Origin of the sequence: Gillisella taibaishanensis, assembly GCF_001938985.1 — a bacterium.
In the GTDB taxonomy this organism is placed as follows: Bacteria; Pseudomonadota; Alphaproteobacteria; order Rhizobiales; family Rhizobiaceae; genus Allorhizobium; species Allorhizobium taibaishanense.
Genome location: NZ_MKIN01000016.1, coordinates 89875 through 114422, shown reverse-complemented (window position 1 = coordinate 114422; position 24548 = coordinate 89875). Strand labels below are relative to the sequence as shown.

Here is a 24548-nt window from a genome sequence, read left to right as displayed (position 1 = left end):
GTACCCATTGTCGTGTTGAAACACCACACTGATTCGGAGGCGGACGAATGATCGTAGTGGTTGATGAGCGCGAGCTCGTTAAGGATGGATACACGTCTTTATTTGGACGTGAAGGAATACCTTCGACCGGGTTCGACCCGATCGAATTTGGCGAATGGGTTGCCTCGGCAGCCGATAGTGACGTTGCAGCTGTAGAAGCATTTCTGCTGGGGCAGGGAGATCGCACTGGCGATCTGCCGCGCGCCATCCGGGATAGGACGATGGCGCCGGTGATTGCGGTCAGTGACCAGCCATCGCTTGAGGCGACGCTTGCTCTGTTCGACAGCGGCGTGGATGACGTGGTGCGCAAGCCGGTCCACCCTCGCGAGATCCTGGCAAGGGCGGCTGCCATCAGGCGGCGTCTGAAGGCCGTGGCCAATTACACCGAAATCGGCGCGATCCGCGTCTATTCGGATGGCCGCGATCCTGAAATCAATGGCGAAATCTTCCCCTTGCCGCGCCGCGAGCGCCGCATCCTGGAATATCTAGTCGCCAATCGCGGCCGACGCGTTTCCAAGTCTCAGATCTTCAATGCGATCTATGGGATTTTCGACGAGGAAGTCGAAGAGAATGTGGTCGAGAGCCACATCAGCAAGCTGCGCAAGAAACTGCGCAAGAAGCTCGGCGTCGATCCTGTCGATTCCAAGCGTTTCCTTGGCTATTGCATCGATTGGAAATAACCATCTGGCGGCTTTTGCCGCCAGTTTTCAGGGCCTTGCAGCCGATTGTGCTCCTAAGCGTTTTTTCAAACAGCTTCACGCAAGGCCCACTTCATAATCTTCTCACACGACGATCGAATGGGGACGTGGTATGAGCCTTTCAGGCAGCATGAATACAGCCGTATCCGGTTTGCAGGCTCAGGCCAGCAAATTGAGCACGGTCGGCGACAATGTCGCCAACTCGGACACGACGGGCTACAAGCGGGTCTCGACCGCTTTCTCAAGCCTGGTTGTCGGCTCTACCGGCAGCGGCACCTATAATTCCGGCGGCGTGCAGACGACCACCGTCAACAGCATTTCCGAAGACGGCTCCTATCAGTCAACGACGTCAGGCACGGACCTGGCCATCAAGGGCGACGGCTTTTTCGTGGTCAAGGATGCCTCAGGTAGCGTGTTCCTGACCCGGGCTGGTGATTTCCAGGCTGATCAGAGCGGCTATCTCGTCAATTCGGCCGGCTATACGCTGCTGGGCTATTCCTATGAGAATGGCGAACCGGCATCGGTTATCAATGGTTTCGAAGGGCTTGAGCCGGTCAAGATCCAGGATGACAGCATTTCGGCCAATGCCACGGCAAACGCGACGATTTCTGGCAACCTGAAATCTGGCGAAGCAGCAGTAACCGGTACGACTCCGGCAAGTGGCGGTTCTGATTATACTTTCAAGAGCTCGATGGTTGCCTACGACAGCCTCGGTAACGCCAATCAGTATGATATCTACTATACCAAGACGAATGACAACGAGTGGGAAGCGTCGGTCTTCCGCACAAGTGAAGCGACGGCGGGCACAAACTTCCCGTATACCAATGGTGTTCTCGGCTCAACGTCTCTGACCTTTGATGATAAAGGGAAGGTCAGCGGCGGCGATGCATTCACCTTCACTGACAACGCGACTAATCCCCCTCAGACGATCAATATCGACATGTCGAAGATGACGCAGCTTAGCGCTGCCAGCTCTTCGACCGGTACGGTCGACGGTAATGGTGCCAGCCCGGCCTCGTCTGTTGCAGTCGATAGTAGCGGCAACATCGTTGCGACCTACAAGGATGGCTCGACGTCCAATCTCTACAAGATTGCCATGGCAACGGTGGCGAGCCCAGACAATATGAAAGCTGTCAGCGGTACGGCTTTCCAGGTGACGGCGGATGCCGGCACTGTGGTGGTCGGCTTTGCCAATACCGGCAGCTTCGGCAGCATTCAGGCCAAGACGCTGGAAACCTCCAACGTCGATCTCGCGACCGAACTGACCAACATGATCCAGTCTCAGCGTAGCTATAGCGCCAATTCCAAGGTGTTCCAGACTGCGGCTGATATGCTGGACACGCTTATCAGTCTGAAGCGGTAATTCTGTTCCAATAAGGCGGTCCCATGTCCCTCTCGTCGACAATGTCTACGGCAACCAGTTCCCTCGGGAACACCAGCACGCAATCGCAGGTCTTGTCGAAGAACATTTCCAATTCCCAGACGGAAGGTTATGTAAAACGGGATGCCGTCACGATCACGAACAATACCGGAGGGGCACAGGTCCTTACGGTCCGCTCCGACGATCCGGTTCTGCAAAAGCAAATGCTCTCCGCCCAATCACAGGCGGAGGGCCAGGATACTCTGAATACTGGTCTCGATCAGCTCAAGTCTCTGTATGGCGGCAATAACTACGAGTCTGCGCCTTCCACTTACATTACTAAGCTACGCGATGCGATGCAGTCCTATGCGGCGCAACCGAGCGAACGGTCGCTGGCTGAAACGGCGGTCAGTGCTGCCCAGGACGTTGCCAACTCTATCTCCGCGACCACGCAGGGGATCAGCAAGGTTCGCGCCCAGGCCGATTCCGACATCAGCGATGATGTCAGCAAGCTCAACGATCTGTTGTCGCAATTCCAGACGGTCAACGAAGCCGTTACGAAGGCGACGGCCTCTGGCGGCGATCCGAACGATGCTCTCGACCAGCGCGACAAGATCGTCTCCGACATTTCCAAGCTCGTCGGCGTTTCCACGGTCAAACGTGGCAATAATGACATGGCGCTGTATACCAATGACGGCACTGTCCTGTTCGACAAACTGCCGCGTAAAGTCAGCTTTGAGTCGACCGGCGCTTTTGGTGCCACGACATCGGGCAACCCAGTCTATATCGACGGCGTGCCGCTGAAAGCTGGCACCGGCGGCAATACGAGTGCGCAGGGTTCGATCGCTGCCAGCCTTCAGATCCGCGATACCATTGCGCCGCAGATGCAGCAGCAACTTGACGAGACCGCGCGCTCGCTGGTGACGACTTTTTCGGAAACCGATGCCACGAGCGGCGACAGCCCGCTGCCAGGTCTCTTTACCTGGTCGGATGGCTCGACGCAGGATGGCGGCACGCTCGTTCCCGGCATTTCCGAGAGTTTCAAGGTCAATGATGCCTATGTCACCTCCAAGAACGGCGATCCTACATTGCTGCGCGACGGCGGCGTCAACGGAAGCAGCTACAAGTGGAATACCACAGGCGGCGTCAGCTACTCCAAGCTGCTCGATAGCTACGTCACCGGGATGGAGAACAAGCACGACATCGATCCAGCTGTCGGCCTTGGCGACACCTCCAATGTCATGGACTTGTCTTCCAATTCGGTCGGCTGGCTGGAGAGCTATCGCTCTGCTTCGGATTCGGCCAACGAGACGAAGGCTGCCCTGTCGCAGCGGGCAACTGAGGCCTATCAAAACAAGACCGGGGTCAACCTGGACGAAGAATTGTCGAAGATGCTCGATGTCGAGCAGTCCTACAAGGCATCGACCAAACTGATCAACGCGGTCGACGAAATGCTGAAATCGCTTCTGGAGATCGCATAAGTCATGAAGACATCAAGCATATCCAGCCTGACTATCCAGAATGCCATGCGCCTCACGATCAGCGATGCGCAAAAGCAGATGTCGGAAGCGCAGACGGAAGTCACAACAGGCAAATTTGCGGACGTGGGCACCGAACTCGGCGCCAAAAGCTCCTCCGCGGTGGATCTGAACCGGGATTCCCTGCGGCTTCAGTCGCTGATCAGCACCAATTCGATCGTATCGACCCGTCTCGACTCGTCCCAGACGGCGCTGGACACGATGGCGACGGCGGCAACCAAGATCCAGTCGACCCTGGTTGGGCTTGGCAACAGTTCAGACAGTACGACGCTGAACTCGGCACAGCAGACCGTGAAGGATGCCCTTGCCAGTTTCACTGGCGCCGCCAACACCTCCGTCAACGGCGAATATCTGTTTTCCGGCGTCAACACCGATGTGAAGCCAATCGCAGACTACAGCGAAGTGGCATCCGACGGCACGCTCAGCAAGGCGAAGCAGTCTTTCGACAGTCTGTTTTCCAACTATTTTGGCATGTCTCCGGATGATTCCGGCGCAAGCAGCATCACCGCCGATCAGATGACCGACTTCATGGAGAACGTGCTGGAGCCGTCCTTCACCGGATCGGACTGGACGGACAACTGGTCCTCGGCCACCGACGATACGATGCAGAGCCGGATCAGCAAGAACGAAGTCGTTCAGAGCTCTTCCAGCGCCAATGCAAACGGTTTCCGTTACATGGGTCTGGTTTCGGTGATCGGGACGGAGATGCTCAAGAGCAACTATTCCGACGCGACCCGCAACGCGATGGTCAAAAAGGCGGTGGAATATTCGGGTCTTGCCGTATCCGGCCTCAACGACGAGCGGACCCAGCTGGGTTTGTCTCAGGAGCGCGTTACCAAAGCGAACGATTCCTTAAACTCTCAGAAGGACATTATCGAAACGCAATTAAGCAACCTGACAGGTGTTGATGCTTATGAAGCCTCGACCCGTCTGAACAATCTGCAGTCCCTGGTTGAGACATCGTACACCTTGACCTCACGCTTGCAGAAGCTCAGCCTTGTGGATTACCTTTGATGATCAAGGGTGAGTAGGAGTAAAGGAAATCTAGATGTACCAGTTTTCCTACAACGAGATCATGGAGGACGGGGTTGCCGACGCCAAAGAGCGTGAGCGCCAAGTTCTAGAACGATCAATAGACTTGCTGAGCCAGGCCCGGGATGCCGGCCGCTATGGCCGAGAAGGCATTGAAGCTCTTTATTACACGCGCCGCGTCTGGATCCGCTTCATTGAGGATCTGAAGCAGCCTGACAACCAGCTTGGCACGGAGCTTCGCGCCAATCTCATTTCCATTGCCCTTTGGATACTGAAGGAATGCGACCGCATCAGAAAGCGGGAGTCCGACAACTACCAAGGGATCATCGACGTAACCACCATCATTAGGGATGGACTTAAATGAAGAGCACCTTGCGAATCTCGCTGAAATCCGGGGAACGAATCTTTATCAATGGCGCCGTTCTGCGCGTTGACCGGAAGGTTGCCCTTGAGTTCCTGAACGATGTGACGTTCCTGCTGGAAAACCACGTGCTCCAGCCGGAAGATGCCAATACCCCGCTGCGTCAGCTCTATTTCATCGCCCAGATGATCCTGATCAATCCGGAGGGCAAGGAACAGACGATGACGATGTTCCGCAAGTCGATCGTCATGCTGCTCTCCTGCTTCCAGGATGACGAAGTGCTGGCCGAGCTGAAGCGGATCGACGCTCAGGTGGTCTCAGGCCGGGCATTCGACGCACTCAAGGCCATTCGCGGCCTCTATCCGATCGAAGACCGGATCCTCCACAACCAGGAAATGGCACCTGCGACGATCGAACAGATCCGCAAGGAGATTGCGCCATGGCGGTAGACGCGACGACTTCGGCGACCTCCAAGAGTTCGACGACCTCGACGACTTATACCAATCCGTTCGCCAACGCTTCGGCAACATCGGATGCCGCCAGTGCATCGATGAACTACGACAGCTTTCTACAGCTGCTGATCGCGCAGCTGCAGAACCAGGATCCCACCCAGCCGATGGATGCGACCCAACAGGTCTCTCAGCTCGCCACTTATTCGCAGGTGGAGCAGTCGATCAAGACCAATACCTTGCTGCGCTCCATGCTGCAGGCCGAGGCACTGACACGTGCAGGCGATATCGTCGGCAAGACAGTCACCAGCTCGGATGGCGCCACCACCGGTGTCGTGTCCAACGTCAAGGTCAGCGACGATGCCGTGACGCTCACCACCAGTGCCGGCGGTTCCGTGCCGCTGCAAACGGGCGTCCAGTTCAAGACCGGCTCCTGATGCATTTTGCCGCTTCGGAGCGGCATGCGGATACCATCAGTCTTCTCGGCAAAAGTCCCCTTTCCGGTATCGGTCTGGGGAATTTTGCCGTAATAATAGCCGGGAATCAGGTGGCATGAGGCCGCTGGAGGAATTCCAATGAATGAAGCCGACGCCCTCGACATCATGCGCACCGCCGTCTGGACGGTACTGGTCGCCTCGGGTCCGGCCGTTCTCGCAGCCATGATTGTCGGTGTGGTGGTCGCGCTGATCCAGGCACTGACCCAGGTTCAGGAAATGACCCTGACCTTCGTGCCGAAAATCGTGGCCATCATGATCACCATTGGCATTTCTGCGCCTTTCGTCGGCGCCCAGATCTCGATCTTTGCAAATCTTGTATTTTCCCGAGTGCAATCCGGATTCTAAAGCGTGTTGCCGTGAGTAGGCTTCACGGCAACACGCTTTAGCTCTTCTTTTGTCGCATGTACGTTATCGTTTAATTGCGGGCAATTAAATGCGACATGCTTTAGGTCTGTCAGGTTCGGATAGTTGGACTGGTTTCCACCTTTCCTGAAAAACGCCAGCGCCGTAATACTTCATCTTCGCGCGGTTTCTGTCTGGTCATGCTCTAGGCATCTTCGCGCAAGCTTGGCTGATTAGTCCTGTAGTCCTCTCGGCGAATTCTTTCGATTCGCCAGCCTTCTCATGAAGAGACGGAACAGGACATGGCGCAAGCACCGACGACCCCCATTCCGGCAATGGCCACAAATCGCAGTCGAGAAATCGGCTTTGCGATGGGCATTGTTGCCATTCTATGCATTCTATTCCTGCCGATCCCGCCTTTCATGATCGATATGGGATTGGCCTTCTCCATCGCCTTTTCCGTGCTGATCCTGATGGTGTCGCTGTGGATCCAAAGGCCGCTGGATTTCTCGTCCTTCCCGACCATCCTACTGATTTCGACCATGGTGCGTCTGTCGTTGAACATTGCGACGACGCGCGTGATCCTGTCACATGGTCATCAGGGGCATGACGCGGCGGGCAGCGTGATTGCCGGCTTTGCCGGACTTGTCATGTCCGGCGATTTTGTGATCGGTCTGATCGTCTTTGCCATCCTCGTTACGGTCAACTTCATCGTCATCACCAAGGGTGCCACCCGTATCGCGGAAGTCGGCGCCCGCTTCACCCTGGATGCCATTCCCGGTAAGCAGATGGCGATCGATGCCGACCTGTCGGCGGGCATTATCAATGAAAGCGAGGCTCAGCGCCGGCGCAAGGAACTGGAGCAGGAAAGCTCGTTCTTCGGTGCCATGGACGGTGCTTCTAAGTTCGTGCGCGGCGACGCGGTCGCCGGTTTGATCATTACCGCCATCAACATTTTTGGCGGCATCGTCATCGGCTACTTCCGTCACGGCATGCCGGTTGGCGAAGCTGCTGACGTCTTCGTCAAGCTGTCGGTGGGCGATGGTCTGGTTTCGCAGATCCCCGCCCTGATCGTCTCCTTGGCCGCCGGCCTTCTCGTCACCCGCGGCGGCAATGCCGGCTCGACGGACGAAGCGGTCATCAATCAGCTGAGCGGCTATCCGCGCGCCCTGTCGGTCGCTGCGGCGCTGATGTTCCTGCTCGCGATTATTCCGGGTCTGCCATTGGTCCCCTTCGTGACCCTGGGCGGCATCATGGCCTTCGGCAGCTGGTACATTCCCCGTCAGGTGGAAGCCGCCAATCTCGCCAAGCGTCAGATCGAGGAAAAGAAGGTCAGCCAGAACAAGGAAGCCGAAAAGGATTCGGTCAAGAGCGTCCTCAAGACCTCCGAGATCGAGCTTGCTCTCGGCAAGCTTGTCTCGACCCGTCTGCTGGGCTCGCATCAGGAACTGGCTTTCCGTGTCGGCAAGATGCGCAAGAAATTCGCAAGCCAATACGGTTTCGTGGTGCCGGAAATCAAGGTCACCGACGACATCGGTATTCCCGACAAGGCCTATCATATCCGCATCCACGGCACGACGATCGCGTCCAACATGCTGCGTGTCGGCGAAGTGCTCGTCGTGACAGGCAATGGTCGCAAGCCTCGTATTCCCGGCGACGAGATCCGCGAACCCGCCTTCGGCATGCCTGCCGTCTCGATCATGGAGACCTTTACCGAGGACCTGAAGCGCGAGGGCTTCCATCCGATCGACAACGTCTCGGTCGTCCTCACCCATCTCAGCGAAGTGATCCGCAACAACCTGCCGCAGCTTCTGTCCTACAAGGATGTGAAGATCCTGATCGACAGACTGGACCCGGAATACAAGAAACTCGCCGACGAAATCTGCTCCTCGCACATGTCCTATTCGGGCCTGCAGGCGGTGCTGAAACTGCTCCTGTCGGAGCGCGTGTCGATCCGCAACCTGCATCTCATTCTCGAAGCCGTGGCCGAGCTGGCGCCGCATGTGCGCAAGACCGAACAGATCGTCGAACACGTGCGGGTGCGCATGGCCCAGCAGCTGTGCGGCGACTTGACCGACAACGGTGTGCTGCGCGTGCTGCGTCTCGGCAGCAAGTGGGATCTGGTGTTCCACCAGGCGCTGAAGCGCGACAACAAGGGCGAAGTGGTCGAGTTCGACATCGATCCACGCTCGCTCGAGGAATTCAGCGAGCAGGCAAGCCGGGTTATCCGTGAATTCATGGATCGCGGCCTGCCTTTCGTGCTTGTCACCTCGCCGGAAACGCGGTCTTATGTGCGCATGATTATTGAGCGTCTGTTTGCCACTTTGCCCGTTCTGTCGCATGTCGAACTGGCTAAGGGCATCGAGATCAAGATCCTGGGATCTATTTCATGATGAGCGACCCGCAGGGATCGGTGCTGGCACTGTTTCTAGTGTTCTGCCGCATCGGTGCCTGCTTCATGACCATGCCGGGCTTTGCCGCGTCGCGCGTGCCGACCCAGGTGCGCCTGCTGGTGGCGGTTGCCGTGTCGATGGCCTGCACGCCGCTGCTGTGGGACACGGTCTATCCAAAGGTCAGCGGCGGCGGCTCCATGTTCGTCGCGCTGATCGCCACGGAAACGCTGATCGGCGTTGTCTTTGGCATGATTACCAGGATCTTCACGCTCGGCCTGCAATTTGCCGGCTCGATTCTCACCATGATGATCGGCTTCAACGGCACGACCATGCCCGACGTGCTGGAAGACAGCCCCGAAAACCAGATGACCAACATGATCAGCTTCTGTGGGCTGATGATGTTGTTCATGATGGATTTTCATCACATCGTGTTCCGCGCCTTGATCGATAGCTATACGGTCATGCCGATGGGTGGCGTGCCGGATACGCAGAAGATGCTGATCACGCTGACGGATACGGCCTCGCGTACCTACATGCTAATGCTGCGGCTCTCGAGCCCTTTCATCATCTACGGCCTGATGTTCAACGTCGGCGTTGGCCTGGTCAACAAACTCGCACCGCAGATCCCGGTCTATTATATTTCGACCCCCTATCTGATCACCGGCGGGCTGTTGCTCGTCTATTGGTCGATCGGGGTGATGATGCGCCAGTTCGCCGATGCCTTCATGCCGATCTTTCTCGGCCGCTGACGGGGAATGAGCGATGTTTCCTGCACGATCGATGAGGCCGCGCCATGGGACCCGATAAGAAATCCAAGAAGCTGAAGCGGCTGGTCAATGTCCAGCGGCATCTGGAGAAGATCGCCGAATTCGATCTGGTCGAAACTGCCCGCCAGCGCGCGGAAATTTCCGCCGGCCTCGATCGCACGATCGAAGCGCTTGGCTCGATGGATCCGGTGCACCGGCTGTTTGCCCAATCCTATGCCGAACGCTTCGCCCGCCTGTCCAGCGACGACCGGCGCATGGCCGACGTGCAGCGCGTTCAGGAAAACAAGGTTCTGCGCCAGCGCACCAAGGCGGAGCGGCTGGAAGACAAGATGTACGAAGCGCGGGATGCGGAGGATCGCGAGGCCGAAGACCAGGCGCTTCAGGATCTGATCGATCTCACACTTGCCACACCAGCCTCCAGCAAGCTTCACAAGGGATAGTCGTTCTCGTATTGATTTTCAGGGAACGATGACCGTGGCTATTTCTCCTCCGAGCGATCTTGTTATGGACGTGGTACGGGCGGCTGAACCGTCCGCCATGGCTGAGGCTCAGCAAAGGCTGCAGTCGGCGCGGGCGAGCGTCCAGGCGGCCAGCCTGAATGAAAAAAGTGCTGGCTTTGAAGTGGCGATGAACGCACTCAACGATGGCGCCGCCACCAAGGCAGGCCTTGCCAATCGCGCCACCAATTCGATCAAGGCAAGCGATATCCCGAAGCCCTATCGGCAGTACGAAGGTATCGTGCTGCAGAACTTCATTTCCAACATGCTGCCCAAGGATAGCGAAGCTGTTTACGGCAAGGGCAATGCCGGCGAGATCTGGAAAAGCATGATGGCCGAGCAGATCGGCAACACGATCTCCGAGCGCGGTGGCGTCGGCATAGCGAAGCAGATGTATGCCGACGAACTGGCAAAGCTACGCGGCCATGGGGTTCAGAACCTGACCACCGATCCGGCCCAGAAGAACATGGCGCAGATGCGGCTCGACGAGATCGAGCGCAAGACGCTCGGCTTGTCGGAGTCGGCGCAGAACAAGGACGACGTTGCCGCGCCTTATTCCAACACGACTTCAGCCACCGTCTGAGATTTTTCCGGAGACCCCGACCTTGCGACAGGCGGGTGGGTATCCGGTAGCGACACCATCGTCTGACCCGGCGAAAGCTGGTCAAGGCTTAACCTATAAGAAATGACGGCAAGCCCCCGTGCCGCAGCGCGGGGGAATGCGCGTCGGAATTCAAGGAACAAAGTTTTCATGGAACACGTGACCCAGGACTACCGGATCAAGACCGTTCTTGGCCGCCTCGAAATGATCGTTGACAATGAAAACCAACGGATCGGCAAGGATCCGGAATTCGACCTGAAGGTTTCGAACGCACACAAGAGCCGCTGCCTCTATGAACTGACCATGCTGTTTCGCGATACCGACCCCAAGGAAGTGGCCGTCAATTATGTCGAGCAGATGCATGGCCTGAAGAAGAAGCTGGCCCTGAACGCAAGACGGGTCGAGGCTCATCTGGAGGCGGTGAAAGCTGTTGCCGATATTTTGCGTACCGCGGTGCAGGAAGCCGATGGCGATGGCACTTACTCCCAGGAACAGTTTCTCTATAGAGAAAATTGATGGTCAAGATTGTTCTAGCCGGCGTCTGGGCCTGCATCGTCGCTCTGGTGGCGGTTTATTTCTCCGTGAAACTGGCCACTGCGCCGCCACCGGTGGAAGAATCCAAGGCGCCGCCGACAGAAGTGGTGCGAGGCGAATCCATCACCGTGCCGTTCCTCGATAATGGCGCGGTGAAGGGCTATTTCATCGGTCGCTTCTCTTTCATGGTCGACAAGCAGAAGGCCGAGGGGTTGCAGATGCCGATGACGGCGCTGACCACGGACGAACTGTTCACGCTGCTGGTGGGCAATCGGATGGTCGACCTGTCGAAATCGACCAAACTTGATGTCGAGGGCTTCAAGCAGGCGATCAAGACCGGCATCAACAAGCGGCTGGGCACCGATGTCATCAATGACGTGCTGATCGAGCAGCTCGATTTCCTCGGCAAGGATGATATCCGCGAGGGCGGCGGCGGTAAGCCGAAGCTGCTGCCGGCGGTCAAGATCGTCGAAGGACAGAAGCCGCCGGAATCCGCAGCACCTGCTGAGTAAGCCTTATACATCATGCAGCCGGTCCGATGGACCGGGCCGGTCGCCACAAGATTGCAGTAAACGAAGTATAAACGAAAAGCTCCTATTTCTACCGGGCTGTTTAAGCCGGATTTTATGCCTGTCTGCTAGCCTGGACACGGTTTCAATCTGGCTCGTCTCGTTTATGAATACTCTTTCTACGCGCAAAGCTCCCGTTGCCGATGCTGATGAGCAGATCAGTACGGCACGCCTTATCCACCGGGTGCGCCAGGATCTGGCCGGGGACTGGTTGCGCAGCGGCCGCCTCCATCATGATGATGAGTTCCACCCGATGAACCTGATTTCCACTGCCGAAGAGATTGCGCCGAAGAAGATCCTGTTTGGCATGCCGATCTTTGATCTCTCCTGGGTCTCTGGACTGAGCCTGATCGCCCAATACGCGGCCACGCCCGGCGCCCACGCGCAGGTGTCTTTCCTCAATGCCAATAATATCAATATCATGATGAAGGACGCCGCTTACCGCGAGGTCCTCAAGAACCATATCGTGCTGCCCGATGGCATCGGCATGGATCTTGCCGCCAGCATCATCGATGGCCAGCCCTTTGCCGCCAATCTGAACGGTACCGATTTCGTGCCGGCCCTGTTTACCTATATGGAAGAGCCGCGCCGGATTGGCCTGCTCGGTGCCAAGCCCGGCGTGCTGGCCGGCGCTATCGCCCGGTTTCGCAAGCATGCCCCCTGGCATGAATTCGTGCCGGTTGCCGATGGCTTCTTCGACAGTGAGGAACTGCCGATTATTCTCGAGCGGCTGGAGGACGCCAAAATCGACGTCCTGCTTGTGGGTATGGGCACGCCACTGCAGGAAAAATGGATCGCGCAGCACATCAAGCCGCAGCATGCGCGGGTGGTGTTCGGCGTGGGCGCGCTGTTCGATTTTGTCTCCGGCACCATGCCGCGCGCGCCGCTGTGGATGCGCAAGATCCGCTGCGAATGGCTCTATCGGTTGACCCGCGAGCCGAGCCGCCTCTGGCGCCGGTACCTTATCGGTATTCCGGTCTTCCTGATGCATGTGCTGCGCTTCAAGATGGAAGCGCGCCGTGAACGGGCGTCTGCGCGCTCCTGACATTTGTCCGGGAGCCGACAATAAAAGTTTCGACAGCCCGCATGGTTCGTCCCGAGCCATGCGGGCTGTCTGCATTTTTTCAGGCTTACCGCAGCTTTTGCCTTTGACAGCGCCCACCGCGATGTTAGCTACCTTGGTCATAAGCCCGTCTTCAGCGGGTGATCAGGGCACTGCAGTGCTCTGATCTGTTTTAACGCATTTCCGGACGGAAAACCGTTTCACACTTTTCCTGGAAATGCTCTAGCCTTTTCGACGAGAGGAACCACGCGTGGCGACGGTGATTGACGGGAAACAGGTAGCGGCATCGGTTATCGAGGCTGTCAAAAATAGTTCCGAGGCTTTCGAGCAGGCGGTCGGCCAGAAGGTCGGTCTTGCCGTGGTGATCGTCGGTGATGATCCGGCCAGCCACGCCTATGTCGGCTCCAAGGGCCGGATGGCCAAGCAGTGTGGCTTTAATTCCGTTCAGCATACCCTGCCGCTGGAGACGACCCAGCAGCAGCTTCTCGATCTCGTGGCAAGCCTGAACGCCGATCCGGCCATTCACGGCATCCTCGTGCAATTGCCGCTGCCCAAGCATTTCGACAGTGAGGCTGTAATCCAGTCGATCCTGCCGGAAAAGGATGTAGACGGGCTGCACATCGTCAATGCCGGCAAGCTGGCGACTGGCGATCTCAAGACCGGCCTGATTTCCTGTACGCCGGCAGGGGCCATGCTGCTGGTGCGCCAGATCCACGGCGGTGACCTTTCCGGGCTGAACGCGCTGGTGATTGGCCGCTCCAACCTGTTCGGCAAGCCGATGGGGCAATTGCTGCTCAATGCCAATGCGACCGTAACAATGGCGCACTCCCGCAGCCGAGACCTTCCGGGCCTCGCTCGGCAGGCGGATATTCTCGTTGCCGCCGTTGGCCGTGCGGAAATGGTCAAGGCCGATTGGGTAAAGGATGGCGCCACCGTGATCGATGTCGGCATTAACCGAGTCGATGCCCCGGAAAAGGGTGAGGGCAAGACCAAGCTGGTCGGCGATGTCGCCTTTGGCGAGTGCCAGGCCAAGGCCGGTGCCATCAGTCCCGTACCCGGTGGTGTCGGCCCGATGACCATCGCCATGCTGATGGCCAACACCGTCATCGCCGCCTACCGCAGCGCGGACAAAGAAGCGCCGACGTTCTAAAAGCATTTTCAGGAAAAGTGGGAACCGGTTTTCCGTCCGGAAATGCGTGGAAGCAAACATTTCCAGGAAAAGTGGGAACCGGTCTTGCCAATCGGAAACTGCTAAATCATGAGGGCGCCGGGCCGGTGGAGGCCCGGATCACCAGTTCCGCCTGCCAGAGCTCCTGGAGCGGCGGGCCTTGCGGTGGCGTGTCGATATCGGCGATCAGCCGTTGCGCCACGCGCCGTCCGGCGTCGCGAAGCGATGACCGTGTCGTGGTCAGTGGCACCCGAAAATGCTCGGGCTTCAGGAGCGGCAGGTCGTCGTCGTGGGCAACCAGGGAAATATCCTGCCCGACCGTCAGCCCAGCGTCATTGATCGCCCGCACTGCACCGAGCGCCAGCACGGTACTGGCGCACAGCACCGCTGTCGGTCGAACCGGTCCCTGCAGCAGGGCGCTCATTTTCCGGTAGCCCCATTGGTCTGTCATCTGGGTGTGACTGATCGCGGCAGGTGGCAGTTCTAGCTGCGCAGCCATCAGCGCCTTTTGCGCGCCGATCCGGCGGCGCAGCGCAAAATCCAGCTCTTCCGGCCCGTTTAACAGCGCGAAATGGCGATGGCCAAGCCCGATCAGCAATTCCGTTGCCTGATGGAAGGCCTGCTCGTTGTCGATATCGAGATAGGGATAGTCTTCGGCAATGCCCTGCGACCGGCCGTGCACGATGAACGGCACGGAGAGCGACTTTGCCATGGCAATGCGCGGATCGTTGGCCCGGAGATAAGCGAGATAGAAGGCATCGACGGCGCCGCTGCCGACGAGGCCTCTGATAGCCTGCTGCTCGGCGGCGGGATGGGCTGGAATGATAACGAAATGAAATTCATGCTCCAGACAGGCTTCCGCCAAACCGCTTTGGAACTCGGCAAAATGGATGTCGGCGCTGAGATCAGGGGAAATCGGCATGACCAGCCCCAGTGATCCGGCTTTGCCAGTTGCCAGCCGAAGTGCTGCCCGATTGGGCCGATAGCCGGTCTCTGCAGCAGCCTTCGCCACCCGCTGCCGGGTCTCTTCATTGACTTCCGGATAGCCGTTCAATGCCCGGCTGATCGTCGTCTGCGACAGACCGAGCATCTGCGACAATTCTTTCAGGTTCACGCGGAAACGTCCTCCCTCCAGCATCGTCGTTCATGCCGAACGTGGCGTGATGCTGTCAATTTTATGATTTGCCTGGGTTCTCCCACACCCAAAGCGCTTTCAAAATACCAGCCGTACCAAATGCTGCAAACTGAAAATGGATTTTTAGGCCGAACCCTTCCCCAAATTAACTGGCGCTCCATTTTTCCAGCTGGAGGATGGGCAGATTAGCCACTAATCCGCTTGACTCTCGCGCGAACAATGATGATTGTTTCCAACCAAAGCGCTTTGGGAGTTGGATTTAGAGCGCGAACGGAATGGTTTCAGCTTTTTAGGGCGTGGAACGGCCACCACAACAGGTCTGGATTAAAGGGAGGGATTTTCGTGAAAAAACATCTGCTGACGGGGATTGCAGCGCTTTGCTTGCTCGCGGGCGGCGCCAATGCTGCCGATTTGAAGTTCAAGCCGGGCGAGGATGCCCGTTTCAACTGGAAGAGCTATGAGGAATTTTCCAAGTCCCATCAACTGAAGGGCCAGACCATCACGATTTTCGGTCCCTGGCGTGGCGAAGACCAGACGCTGTTTGAAAGCGTGCTAGAATATTTCCGCCAGGCCACCGGTGCCGATGTCAAATACTCTTCTTCTGAGAATTACGAGCAGCAGATCGTTATCGATACCCAGGCTGGCAGCCCTCCCAATGTCGCTATTCTGGCGCAGCCTGGCCTGGTCGCCGATCTCGCCGCCAAGGGCGCGTTGACGCCGCTTGGCGAAGATAACTCCAAGTGGCTGAAGGACAATTTCTCTGCCGGCCAGTCCTGGGTTGACCTCGCCACCTACAAGGGCAAGGACGGCAAGCCGATGATCTACGGCTTCCCCTACAAGATCGACCTGAAATCGCTGATCTGGTACGTGCCCGAGAATTTCGAGGATGCCGGCTATGACGTGCCGAAGTCCATGGAAGACCTGAAGAAGCTGACGGAGAAGATCGCTGCCGACGGCGGCGTGCCGTGGTGCATCGGTCTCGGTTCCGGCGGCGCCACCGGTTGGCCGGCCACCGACTGGGTCGAGGATTTGATGCTGCGGCTCTATCCCGCTGATGTCTATGACAAGTGGGTGAAGAACGAGATCAAGTTCGACGATCCGAAGGTGGTAAAGGCCATCGAGGAATACGGTTGGTTCTCGCGCAATCCGAAATTCGTCGATGGTGGTGCCGCCGGCGTTGCCTCAACCGATTTCCGCGATAGCCCGAAGGGCCTGTTTACCTCGCCGCCCAAGTGCTACCTGCACCATCAGGCCTCCTTTATTCCGTCCTTCTTCCCGCAGGGTACCGTCGTCGGTCAGGATGTCGATTTCTTCCCGACGCCGAACTATGCAAGCAAGCCTGAACTTGGCAATCCGGTCGAAGGTGCCGGCACGCTGGCGATGATTACCAAGGATTCGCCCGGCGCGCGCGCCTTTATCGACTTCATCAAGACCCCGATTGCGCATGAAGTCTGGATGGCGCAATCTGGCTTCCTGACGGCCTTCAAGTCGGCCAATCAGGACACCTATGCCAATGCTCCGCTGAAGAAGCAGGGCAAGATCCTGCTCGATGCCACCACCTTCCGCTTCGACGGCTCCGACCTGATGCCCGGCAAAATCGGCGCGGGTGCCTTCTGGACCGCCATGGTCGACTATGCTGGCGGCAAATCCGCCGAAGACGTCGCCAAGGGTATCCAGAAATCCTGGGATGGCCTGAAGTAAGGTTCGAAAGCGGCCAGGACCCTCGCCATCAGGCGGCGGTCCTGGCCACATCTCGTCAGGCAGGTTGGGAGGCCGGAACCGTGGAACAGCTTTTATACGCATTGGTGACCATCGTGGTCGGCGTCGGTGCAGCGCTCGCCTATTTCTTCGGGTCGAACCTGATCCTCGATCGATTGTTTCCCTCCAACAGTCCCGATCTCGCCCGCGCCTCGCGCAATCTGCGGATATCGAGCCAGATCCGTCCGTGGCTGTTTCTTGGTCCGGCGCTGCTGTCGCTCGCCATCTATCTGGTCTATCCGCTGTTTTCCTCGATCGCCTATTCGCTCTATGACCGGTCCGGCACGCAATTTGTCGGTCTCGACAATTATCGCTGGATGATTTTTGACGGCGAGTTTCGCCTTTCGATCTTCAACAACATCCTCTGGCTGATCGTGGTGCCAACGGGAGCGACGCTGTTCGGCTTGATCATCGCGGCGCTGACCGACCGGATTTGGTGGGGCAATATCGCCAAATCGCTGATTTTCATGCCGATGGCGATTTCTTTCGTCGGCGCTTCGGTGATCTGGAAATTCGTCTACGACTACCGCGATGCAGGTCAGGCCCAGATCGGCCTGCTCAACGCCATCGTCGTCTGGTTCGGTGGCACGCCGCAGGTATGGATCTCGCTGTCTTTCTGGAATAATTTCTTCCTGATGGTCATCCTGATCTGGATCCAGACCGGCTTTGCCATGGTGCTGCTATCTGCTGCGTTGCGCGGCATTCCCGAGGAGACCATTGAGGCGGCGGTCATCGATGGCGCCAATCCTTGGCAGATCTTCCTGAAAATCAAGGTGCCGCAGATCTGGGGCACGATCGCCGTGGTCTGGACGACAATCACCATCCTCGTCCTCAAGGTTTTCGATATCGTGCTGGCCATGACCAACGGCCAATGGCAGACCCAGGTTCTGGCCAATCTAATGTTCGACTGGATGTTCCGCGGTGGCGGCGATTTCGGGCGAGGGGCGGCCATTGCTGTCGTCATCATGCTGATGGTCGTGCCGATCATGATCTGGAATATCCGCAACGCACGCCGCGAAATGGGAGGCCACTGACATGCGCACACGGGCTCTCTCGCCGCTGAATATCGCCGTCCATGCCACGGTTTTGCTGCTGGTCCTGCTCTGGACTATTCCTACTATTGGCCTTCTCGTGACGTCGCTGCGCGACAAGAACCAGATTGTCGCCTCCGGCTGGTGGACGGCACTGACCAGTTCCAGCAAGAACGACATCTATCGCGCTCCCGGTGCCGAAGCCCAGCATCAGGAAGGGCCGCTCTTCGTGATCACTGGGAATGTTCTGGAAGGCGGTTCCGGTAAGGTCAGCGCCTTCGGCACATCCAGCCTCAAGCCCGAAGAATTCAAGGCCGGCGAAACGGCCCAGTTGAAGGATGGCCAGAGCCTGACGGTGGCTGAGGACGGCACCTTCAAGCTGACCTCCAACACATCCTTCGAAGGGTCTCGCGGTCAGCGTATCTTCTTCACTGCCACGCAGCCGCCGCGCTTCAGCCTCGACAATTATCGCACGGTGCTGAATGCCGAGGGCATCGGCAAATCCTTCATGAACTCGCTGACGGTCGCCATTCCCGCGACGATCATTCCGATCCTCGTGGCAGCCTTTGCCGCCTATGCGCTGGCTTGGATGCCCTTTCCCGGTCGCTCGTTGCTGCTGGCCACCATTGTCGGGCTGCTGGTCGTGCCGCTTCAGATGTCGCTGATCCCGCTTCTCAGGATCTATAACGATGTCGGCGCCTTCTTCGGCGTGCCGTCAAAAACCTATCTCGGCATCTGGCTGGCCCATATGGGCTTCGGCCTGCCGCTCGCCATCTATCTCCTGCGCAATTATATCGCCGGCCTGCCGCGTGAAATCATGGAATCGGCCAGGGTCGATGGCGCCAGCGATTTCGAGATCTTCATCAAGATCGTGCTGCCGCTGTCTTATCCGGCGCTCGCGTCCTTCGCGATCTTCCAGTTCCTGTGGACCTGGAACGACCTGCTGGTCGCCATGGTCTTCCTCGGCACCGGCAATGATGAGTTGGTTCTAACCGGCCGGCTCGTCAACCTGCTCGGATCACGCGGCGCTAACTGGGAAATCCTGACGGCGTCGGCTTTCATTACCATCATCGTGCCGCTGCTGGTGTTCTTCGTGCTGCAGCGCTACCTCGTGCGCGGCTTGTTGGCCGGCTCTGTGAAGGGCGGCTGATGCACGGCCGCTCCCGTCTTTCATGTCCTCCCTCCCCAAAAGTGCAACAGGATCCCTTTTCATGAATGCTGTTTTTGATAGTGCCGCGGCGCCCGACAAGGATTGGTGGCGCGGTGCTGTGATCTACCAGATCTATCCGCGCTCGTTTCAGGATTCGAACGGCGACGGCATCGGCGATCTCAAGGGCATCACCGCCCGCCTGCCACATGTGGCAAGCCTTGGCGCCGATGCGATCTGGATTTCCCCCTTCTTCACCTCGCCGATGAAGGATTTCGGCTATGACGTGTCTGACTATACGGATGTCGATCCGATGTTTGGCACGATTGGCGATTTCGACGCGGTGATCGCCGAAGCTCACCGGCTTGGCATCAAGGTGATGATCGACCTGGTGATCTCCCACACCTCCGATCAGCATGCCTGGTTCGTCGAAAGCCGCTCCAGCCGTATCAATGCCAAGTCCGACTGGTATGTCTGGTCCGATCCGAAGCCGGATGGCACGCCGCCCAACAATTGGCTGTCGATCTTCGGCGGCTCGGCCTGGGCCTGGGATCCGACCCGGATGCAGTATTACCTGCACAACTTCCTGACCTCGCAGCCCGATCTCAACATGCACAATCCGCATGTGCAGGAAGCAGTGCTGGATGCAGTTCGCTTCTGGCTGAAGCGTGGCGTCGATGGCTTCAGGCTCGACACGATCAATTTCTACTTCCACGATCAGCACCTGCGCGATAATCCGGCGCTCGCACCCGAAAGACGCAATGCGTCGACGGCGCCGGCGGTCAATCCGTATAATTTCCAGGACCATCTCTACGACAAGAACCAGCCGGACAACCTTGAATTCCTCAAGCGCTTTCGCGCCGTACTGGACGAGTTCCCGGCCATTGCTGCCGTCGGCGAAGTCGGCGACAGCCAGTATGGCTTGGAGATCGCCGGCCAGTATACGTCCGGCGGCGATAAGATGCAGATGTGCTACGCCTTCGAATTTCTGGCGCCTGAACCGTTGACGCCGACGCTGGTCGCCGACACGCAGAAGGCCTTTCAGGAGGCCGCACCCGAGGGCTGGGCATGCTGGGCTTTTTCAAACCATGACGTGGTGCGCCATGTCAGCCGGTGGGGTGCCACTGTCGCTGATCGCGCTGCCTTTGCCAAGTTGATGGCGGCCGTGCTGATGACCCAGCGCGGCTCGGTCTGCATCTATCAGGGTGAGGAGCTTGGCCTGACGGAAGCCGACATCGCTTTTGAGGATCTGCAGGACCCCTACGGCATCCAGTTCTGGCCGGAATTCAAAGGCCGCGACGGTTGCCGCACGCCGATGGTTTGGGATTCGCTTGCCAAACAATCCGGCTTCAGCGCTGCCGACAAGACCTGGCTGCCGATCCCGGTGGAACACAGCCTCAATGCCGTGCATGTCCAGGAAGGTCATGAGGACAGCGTGCTGGAACAGTATCGCCGCTTCCTGCATTTTCGCCGGACACTGCCTGCCTTGATCAAGGGCGAAATCGCTTTCCATACGGTGAGCGAAACCGGTCTTGTCTATGCGCGCAGCTTTGCGGGAGAGACGGTGCTGTGCGCCTTCAACATTTCCGCCGAGCCGCTGGATCTGCCACTGCCGGATGGAGACTGGCAGGCGCTGGAAGGCCATGGCTTCGCCGGTACTGCAGAGGGCGGCAAGATTCGTCTGCCGGCCTGGAGTGCATGGTTCGCGCGCGGCTAAAGTTTGTCAGGGGAAAGCGCAATCCGGTTTTCCCGACCAGACAAACGAAAACAACAGGGATCGGAGGCTGTCCTTACAGCCTCCGATCATACAAACGGACCTGTCCGCTGGTTCTCAGTCTGGCAGTTCGAAACCGAAAAAAGGGGGAGGACAATGGCAAGCTTGGTCCTGAAAGACATCCGCAAGGCCTATGGTCAGGTCAAGGTGTTGCATGGCATCGACCTGGAAATCGCCAAAGGTGAATTCGTGGTCTTCGTTGGCCCGTCCGGCTGTGGCAAGTCCACATTGCTGCGGATGATCGCCGGCCTGGAGGACATAACCAGCGGCGAAATGCGCATCGATGGTCATGTTGTCAACGACGTGCCGCCGTCCAAGCGCGGCATTGCCATGGTCTTCCAATCCTACGCGCTTTATCCGCATATGACTGTTTATGATAACATGGCCTTCGGCATGCGGATCGCCGGCGAGGACAAACAGGAGATCGAGCGCCGAGTGCGCTCAGCCGCAGCCATTCTTCAACTCGAGCCCTATCTCGACCGGCTGCCCAAGGCGCTCTCGGGCGGCCAGCGGCAGCGCGTGGCGATCGGCCGCGCCATCTGCCGCGATCCGAAAGTCTTCCTGTTCGATGAGCCGCTTTCCAATCTTGACGCAGCACTGCGTGTTGCCACGCGCATCGAGATCGCCAAGCTGCACGAGCAGATGTCCGACACCACGATGATCTATGTCACCCACGACCAGGTCGAGGCGATGACGCTTGCCGACCGGATCGTGGTTCTCTCGGCCGGGCGGATTGAGCAGGTCGGGGCGCCGCTCGAGCTGTACGAGCGGCCCGCCAATCTGTTTGTTGCCCAGTTCATCGGTTCGCCAGCCATGAATATCCTGCCCGTCACTGTCGTCGACGCAGGCCCGGAGACCCGCATCGCGCTGAAGGACCGCTCAACTCTGTCGGTGCCGATTGCCGTACCAGCCGCTGATGCCGGCAAATCAGCAAGCTTTGGCGTGCGCCCGGAGGACCTCACTGTCGCCACCGAAGGTCCAGCCCTGTTCGAAGGGACAGTGTCGCTGGTCGAAGCGCTCGGGGAGGTGACGATGCTGTATGTCGACGGCCCGGTCGAGGGGCAGCCCGTTGTGGTCAAGCTGCCCGGCATTGCTAATGTCACCAAAGGTGAACGACTGCGCTTTGCCGCACCCAAAGAAAAACTGCATTTATTTGACGCGCAAGGGCAAAGCTACAAGCAGAAGTAGAATTCATTTTTGCTCTATTAACCACCAGAAAACAGGAGAGGGGCTGCACCTGTCCCCCCTGCTGTTTTATCACTCTCTGTTAATGTCCGTTGCCTAGCCTGAGCTCAGTGAAGACGTGAGTGGGGTAAGCGTTATGAGCACGGCAGCGGGTCGATCAAACTACCTGGGCAGGGAAGAATCCTTCATGTACGACCGGGAAAACCGGTTCCGCATGGAAGACACGATGAATTCCGGCCGGTTGGAATATACTGAAAAGGGCATGACGCATATGGCGTCGCGCCGTTGCGATATTATCCGTATCTCGCAGAGCGGCGCGATTATCGCACTTCTCACCCAGTATAATCTTCCCAAGCAGTTTTATCTCGATATTCCTGACGCGCGCATCAACAAGGTCGGCGCTGTTCTCATGAAAACCTTCCCGAACAATACGGCTGAGATCCGCTTCCTACGGTTGCTCACCCAGAAGGAGATCGACCGGATCTTCGTGTTCAGTACCCATCCGGCGCATCGCGACCGGGTTCTGGATGTGCGCAGCTGGTAAGCCTGCACGTCAACAGGTGCTGGCCGGCTGTCTGCCTAAAGCGCAAGCCTCCAAGGCAAGGTCTGCAGGGCAGCCAGGTAAAGGTCGGTACGATACCTGACAAACTTTCAGTTTGAATCGTTGATGGGGAGCTTCGGCTCCCCATTTTGTTTTCAGTGAGGCGCAACCCTGATCGTCTGACCGCTATCGGACAAAACAGCCGTCGGGCATGCCGCAGGCCGGGCGCGCCATGGGACGGAACGCTTTAGTTCCCCCGTTCATGCCGCTTCACTTGGGCAGCCCTTGCCGGATTAAGCTCAACCAAATCAAGGAAATAAGGCGAAAAGTCCTGCCATTCAGGCTGAAGCGGCATTTCTACGGTGGCTCTGCGTCGCGCTCAGCAGATCAAGATCAGTTCAAGCACGCACTGACGGAATGCGCTAAAAATGCCGTAAAGCCATGGTGACCCTCGCTGCGGATGAATATGAGACATTTCGATAATAAAAAACTCGATTCGTAAACCTTTTGGTTACCAAGTTTCTTCATCCTTTAGAGACAGTCGAAGTTCCGCGAAAGCGGGGGGCGAAGGGATCGGCTGGCCTTGGTACAAACGTTGCGGTTTTGAAGCCGCCAGCCGCTGCAGGCTGTTTGGGTACGAGTTTACGAGTATGGCGTTCGCCGTTGATTTCTTTCCGGGCACTGATCGATCGGGACGGGCCACATCCGTTCTGCTCCCCAAGCTGATGTCAGGTGCGGCTCTTGTCGGCGGTGGTCTTGCCGCCGGTCTCTGGGTCGCCGTCACCTTCAGCACGCTGCATGGGTTCAGCTTTTCGCAAACATCTGCCTCGGCCCCGTTTGCGCGGGACCTGGCCTCCGAATTCCGCCAGAGCCTGATGCTGCCCAAGCCGCCTCTATCAGTCGCCAGCCATACCAATGGCCGCTCGGTAGAGGCCGTGAAGCAGAAGATGGCCGAGGTTCGCCAGGAAATGGCAGCCCTTACCGCACCGGCTTCCAAGCCGCTCGACCAGGCTGGTCGCGCTATTCTCGAACAGGCACTCGCCGTGTCGATTGCCGAACGGGCGCTCGCGCAGCGCTGGAGCAACGATACCGGCAGCGAGGTTGCCGAGGCAGCTCTCAAACAGCCGGCAAGCCAGCCGCAGGTTCAGAACGTCGCCCAGGCGACACCACAGCCATCCGCCCCAGCAACACCCGCCATGCCGCCGCAGCAGGTGGCTGAAGCCATCTTGAAAACAGCGCCGCCGCTTGGCGCGATCAATCAACAGCTGCCGGCTCAGTTGCAGCCGGTCTCCACCCTGGTTGCCGATCGCGGCCCGGTCGCACCTGCACCGACTGCTGCTGCCGCAACGATTGCTGCTGCTGCGCCGCCGGTGAAGCCAACTGAAATGGCGATGTTGCCCGAGACAGTGCCTGCGCCGCTGAGACGGCCAAAGGGCGATCCCTTCCGCGAAGTCCTGGTTGGCACCAAGGCCGAAGCTGATGCAGACAATGATTCGACGCAGAAGACGGAGCCGAAGACCATTCCGTTGAAGTCGGCGCCGGAAAAGAATGCGCCGAAGACGGTGCTGGCCTATGCCCGCTCGCAGGAAACGATGGATGACGACGAGAGCCCGTCGATCTTCCGCAAGCGCGCATCCCTGCCGGGCCGTGGCAGCGGTGTCGCCGTCTACGATATCTCAAGCGCAACGGTCTATCTGCCGAGCGGCGAAAAGCTGACGGCCCATTCCGGTCGCGGCGAAAATCGTGATAATCCGCGCTCCGCCCATATCAAGAACCGTGGCGTCACGCCGCCGAACATCTATCGTCTGTCGCCGCGTGAAAGCCTGTTCCATGGGGTGGAGGCGTTGCGCATGACCCCTGTTGGCGGCAATAGCATGTATGGCCGCGACGGCTTCCTAGCTCATACCTTCATGCTGCGCATCCGCGGCGATTCCAGCGGCTGCGTCGTATTCCAGGATTATCCGCGCTTCCTGGCCGCCTACAAGCGCGGCGAAATCAGAACCCTGATCGTGTTGCCAACGGTGGCTGAACTGCCGAAATACATGGCGAAACTGTAAGTCGACACTAAC

At 58.2% G+C, this 24548-nt stretch carries 24 protein-coding genes; 23 read left to right on the top strand and 1 reads right to left on the bottom strand.

All coding sequences use genetic code 11. The features are described 5' to 3' along the window. Positions 1-47 precede the first annotated feature (47 nt). The 16 genes from rem (at position 48) to BJF91_RS01530 (ending at position 13890) form a co-directional block, all read left to right on the top strand. On the top strand, positions 48-719 hold the full coding sequence (gene rem / locus BJF91_RS01605; protein WP_075612738.1) for a transcriptional activator Rem: 672 nt from the start codon (positions 48-50) through the stop codon (positions 717-719). 130 nt (positions 720-849) lie between these two features. Next, positions 850-2100, top strand: coding sequence for a flagellar hook protein FlgE (locus tag BJF91_RS01600; RefSeq protein ID WP_075612737.1), 1251 nt, complete (start codon positions 850-852; stop codon positions 2098-2100). A gap of 23 nt (positions 2101-2123) precedes the next feature. Continuing rightward, complete coding sequence (gene flgK, locus BJF91_RS01595; RefSeq protein WP_075612736.1) at positions 2124-3578, top strand: flagellar hook-associated protein FlgK; 1455 nt, start codon at positions 2124-2126, stop codon at positions 3576-3578. Positions 3579-3581: 3 nt separating this feature from the next. After that, complete coding sequence (locus BJF91_RS01590; protein WP_075612735.1) at positions 3582-4649, top strand: flagellar hook-associated family protein; 1068 nt, start codon at positions 3582-3584, stop codon at positions 4647-4649. 34 nt (positions 4650-4683) lie between these two features. Then, positions 4684-5031, top strand: coding sequence for a flagellar biosynthesis regulator FlaF (gene flaF / locus BJF91_RS01585; RefSeq protein WP_075612734.1), 348 nt, complete (start codon positions 4684-4686; stop codon positions 5029-5031). Beyond that, a complete protein-coding gene (gene flbT, locus BJF91_RS01580) occupies positions 5028-5477 on the top strand; it encodes a flagellar biosynthesis repressor FlbT (protein WP_075612733.1) in 450 nt (149 codons plus the stop codon). The genes flaF and flbT overlap by 4 nt, the downstream gene beginning before the upstream one ends. After that, positions 5468-5914: a flagellar hook assembly protein FlgD gene (gene flgD, locus BJF91_RS01575; protein ID WP_075612732.1), complete on the top strand. Its 447-nt coding sequence runs from the start codon at positions 5468-5470 to the stop codon at positions 5912-5914. Before flbT ends, flgD begins: the two co-directional genes overlap by 10 nt. 138 nt (positions 5915-6052) lie before the next feature. After that, a complete protein-coding gene (fliQ, locus tag BJF91_RS01570; protein ID WP_075612731.1) occupies positions 6053-6319 on the top strand; it encodes a flagellar biosynthesis protein FliQ in 267 nt (88 codons plus the stop codon). Positions 6320-6618: 299 nt separating this feature from the next. Next, the gene (gene flhA, locus BJF91_RS01565) at positions 6619-8709 is read left to right on the top strand and encodes a flagellar biosynthesis protein FlhA (protein ID WP_075612730.1); all 2091 of its coding nucleotides are present in this window, start codon (positions 6619-6621) and stop codon (positions 8707-8709) included. Beyond that, a complete protein-coding gene (fliR, locus tag BJF91_RS01560) occupies positions 8706-9458 on the top strand; it encodes a flagellar biosynthetic protein FliR (protein WP_075612729.1) in 753 nt (250 codons plus the stop codon). The genes flhA and fliR overlap by 4 nt, the downstream gene beginning before the upstream one ends. A gap of 44 nt (positions 9459-9502) precedes the next feature. Then, entirely contained in the window at positions 9503-9916 is a 414-nt protein-coding gene (locus BJF91_RS01555) for a hypothetical protein (protein WP_075612728.1), read from the top strand. 34 nt (positions 9917-9950) lie between these two features. Then, positions 9951-10556: a rod-binding protein gene (locus BJF91_RS01550; RefSeq protein ID WP_075612758.1), complete on the top strand. Its 606-nt coding sequence runs from the start codon at positions 9951-9953 to the stop codon at positions 10554-10556. A gap of 168 nt (positions 10557-10724) precedes the next feature. Then, positions 10725-11090 carry a hypothetical protein gene (locus BJF91_RS01545; RefSeq protein ID WP_075612727.1) on the top strand — a complete coding sequence of 122 codons (366 nt, stop codon included), beginning with the start codon at positions 10725-10727 and terminating at the stop codon, positions 11088-11090. Continuing rightward, complete coding sequence (locus tag BJF91_RS01540; RefSeq protein ID WP_075612726.1) at positions 11090-11620, top strand: flagellar basal body-associated FliL family protein; 531 nt, start codon at positions 11090-11092, stop codon at positions 11618-11620. The genes BJF91_RS01545 and BJF91_RS01540 overlap by 1 nt, the downstream gene beginning before the upstream one ends. Positions 11621-11783: 163 nt before the next feature. After that, on the top strand, positions 11784-12722 hold the full coding sequence (locus BJF91_RS01535) for a WecB/TagA/CpsF family glycosyltransferase (RefSeq protein ID WP_234801510.1): 939 nt from the start codon (positions 11784-11786) through the stop codon (positions 12720-12722). A 268-nt stretch (positions 12723-12990) separates the two neighbouring features. Then, positions 12991-13890, top strand: coding sequence for a bifunctional methylenetetrahydrofolate dehydrogenase/methenyltetrahydrofolate cyclohydrolase (locus tag BJF91_RS01530; RefSeq protein WP_075612725.1), 900 nt, complete (start codon positions 12991-12993; stop codon positions 13888-13890). Positions 13891-13996: 106 nt separating this feature from the next. On the opposite strand, the gene BJF91_RS01525 is transcribed toward BJF91_RS01530, so the two are convergent. Next, positions 13997-15022: a LacI family DNA-binding transcriptional regulator gene (locus BJF91_RS01525; RefSeq protein ID WP_075612724.1), complete on the bottom strand. Its 1026-nt coding sequence runs from the start codon at positions 15020-15022 to the stop codon at positions 13997-13999. 363 nt (positions 15023-15385) lie between these two features. Between BJF91_RS01525 and BJF91_RS01520 the strand changes: the two genes are divergently transcribed. The 7 genes from BJF91_RS01520 to BJF91_RS01490 all read left to right on the top strand — a co-directional run bounded on the left by BJF91_RS01520 (position 15386) and on the right by BJF91_RS01490 (position 24536). Further along, positions 15386-16744, top strand: coding sequence for an ABC transporter substrate-binding protein (locus BJF91_RS01520; protein WP_075612723.1), 1359 nt, complete (start codon positions 15386-15388; stop codon positions 16742-16744). A gap of 80 nt (positions 16745-16824) precedes the next feature. Then, positions 16825-17835, top strand: a complete 1011-nt coding sequence (locus tag BJF91_RS01515) for a carbohydrate ABC transporter permease (protein WP_075612722.1) — start codon at positions 16825-16827, stop codon at positions 17833-17835. A gap of 1 nt (position 17836) precedes the next feature. Beyond that, positions 17837-18982, top strand: a complete 1146-nt coding sequence (locus BJF91_RS01510; RefSeq protein WP_075612721.1) for a carbohydrate ABC transporter permease — start codon at positions 17837-17839, stop codon at positions 18980-18982. Between the two features lie 61 nt (positions 18983-19043). Further along, positions 19044-20696 (top strand): beta-galactosidase BglA, encoded by a 1653-nt coding sequence (gene bglA / locus BJF91_RS01505; protein ID WP_075612720.1) that lies wholly within the window; start codon positions 19044-19046, stop codon positions 20694-20696. A 153-nt stretch (positions 20697-20849) separates the two neighbouring features. Beyond that, complete coding sequence (locus tag BJF91_RS01500; protein ID WP_075612719.1) at positions 20850-21941, top strand: ABC transporter ATP-binding protein; 1092 nt, start codon at positions 20850-20852, stop codon at positions 21939-21941. 133 nt (positions 21942-22074) lie between these two features. Beyond that, positions 22075-22482: a hypothetical protein gene (locus BJF91_RS01495; RefSeq protein WP_075612718.1), complete on the top strand. Its 408-nt coding sequence runs from the start codon at positions 22075-22077 to the stop codon at positions 22480-22482. Between the two features lie 647 nt (positions 22483-23129). Beyond that, the gene (locus tag BJF91_RS01490; RefSeq protein WP_075612717.1) at positions 23130-24536 is read left to right on the top strand and encodes a DUF2778 domain-containing protein; all 1407 of its coding nucleotides are present in this window, start codon (positions 23130-23132) and stop codon (positions 24534-24536) included. Positions 24537-24548 lie beyond the last annotated feature (12 nt).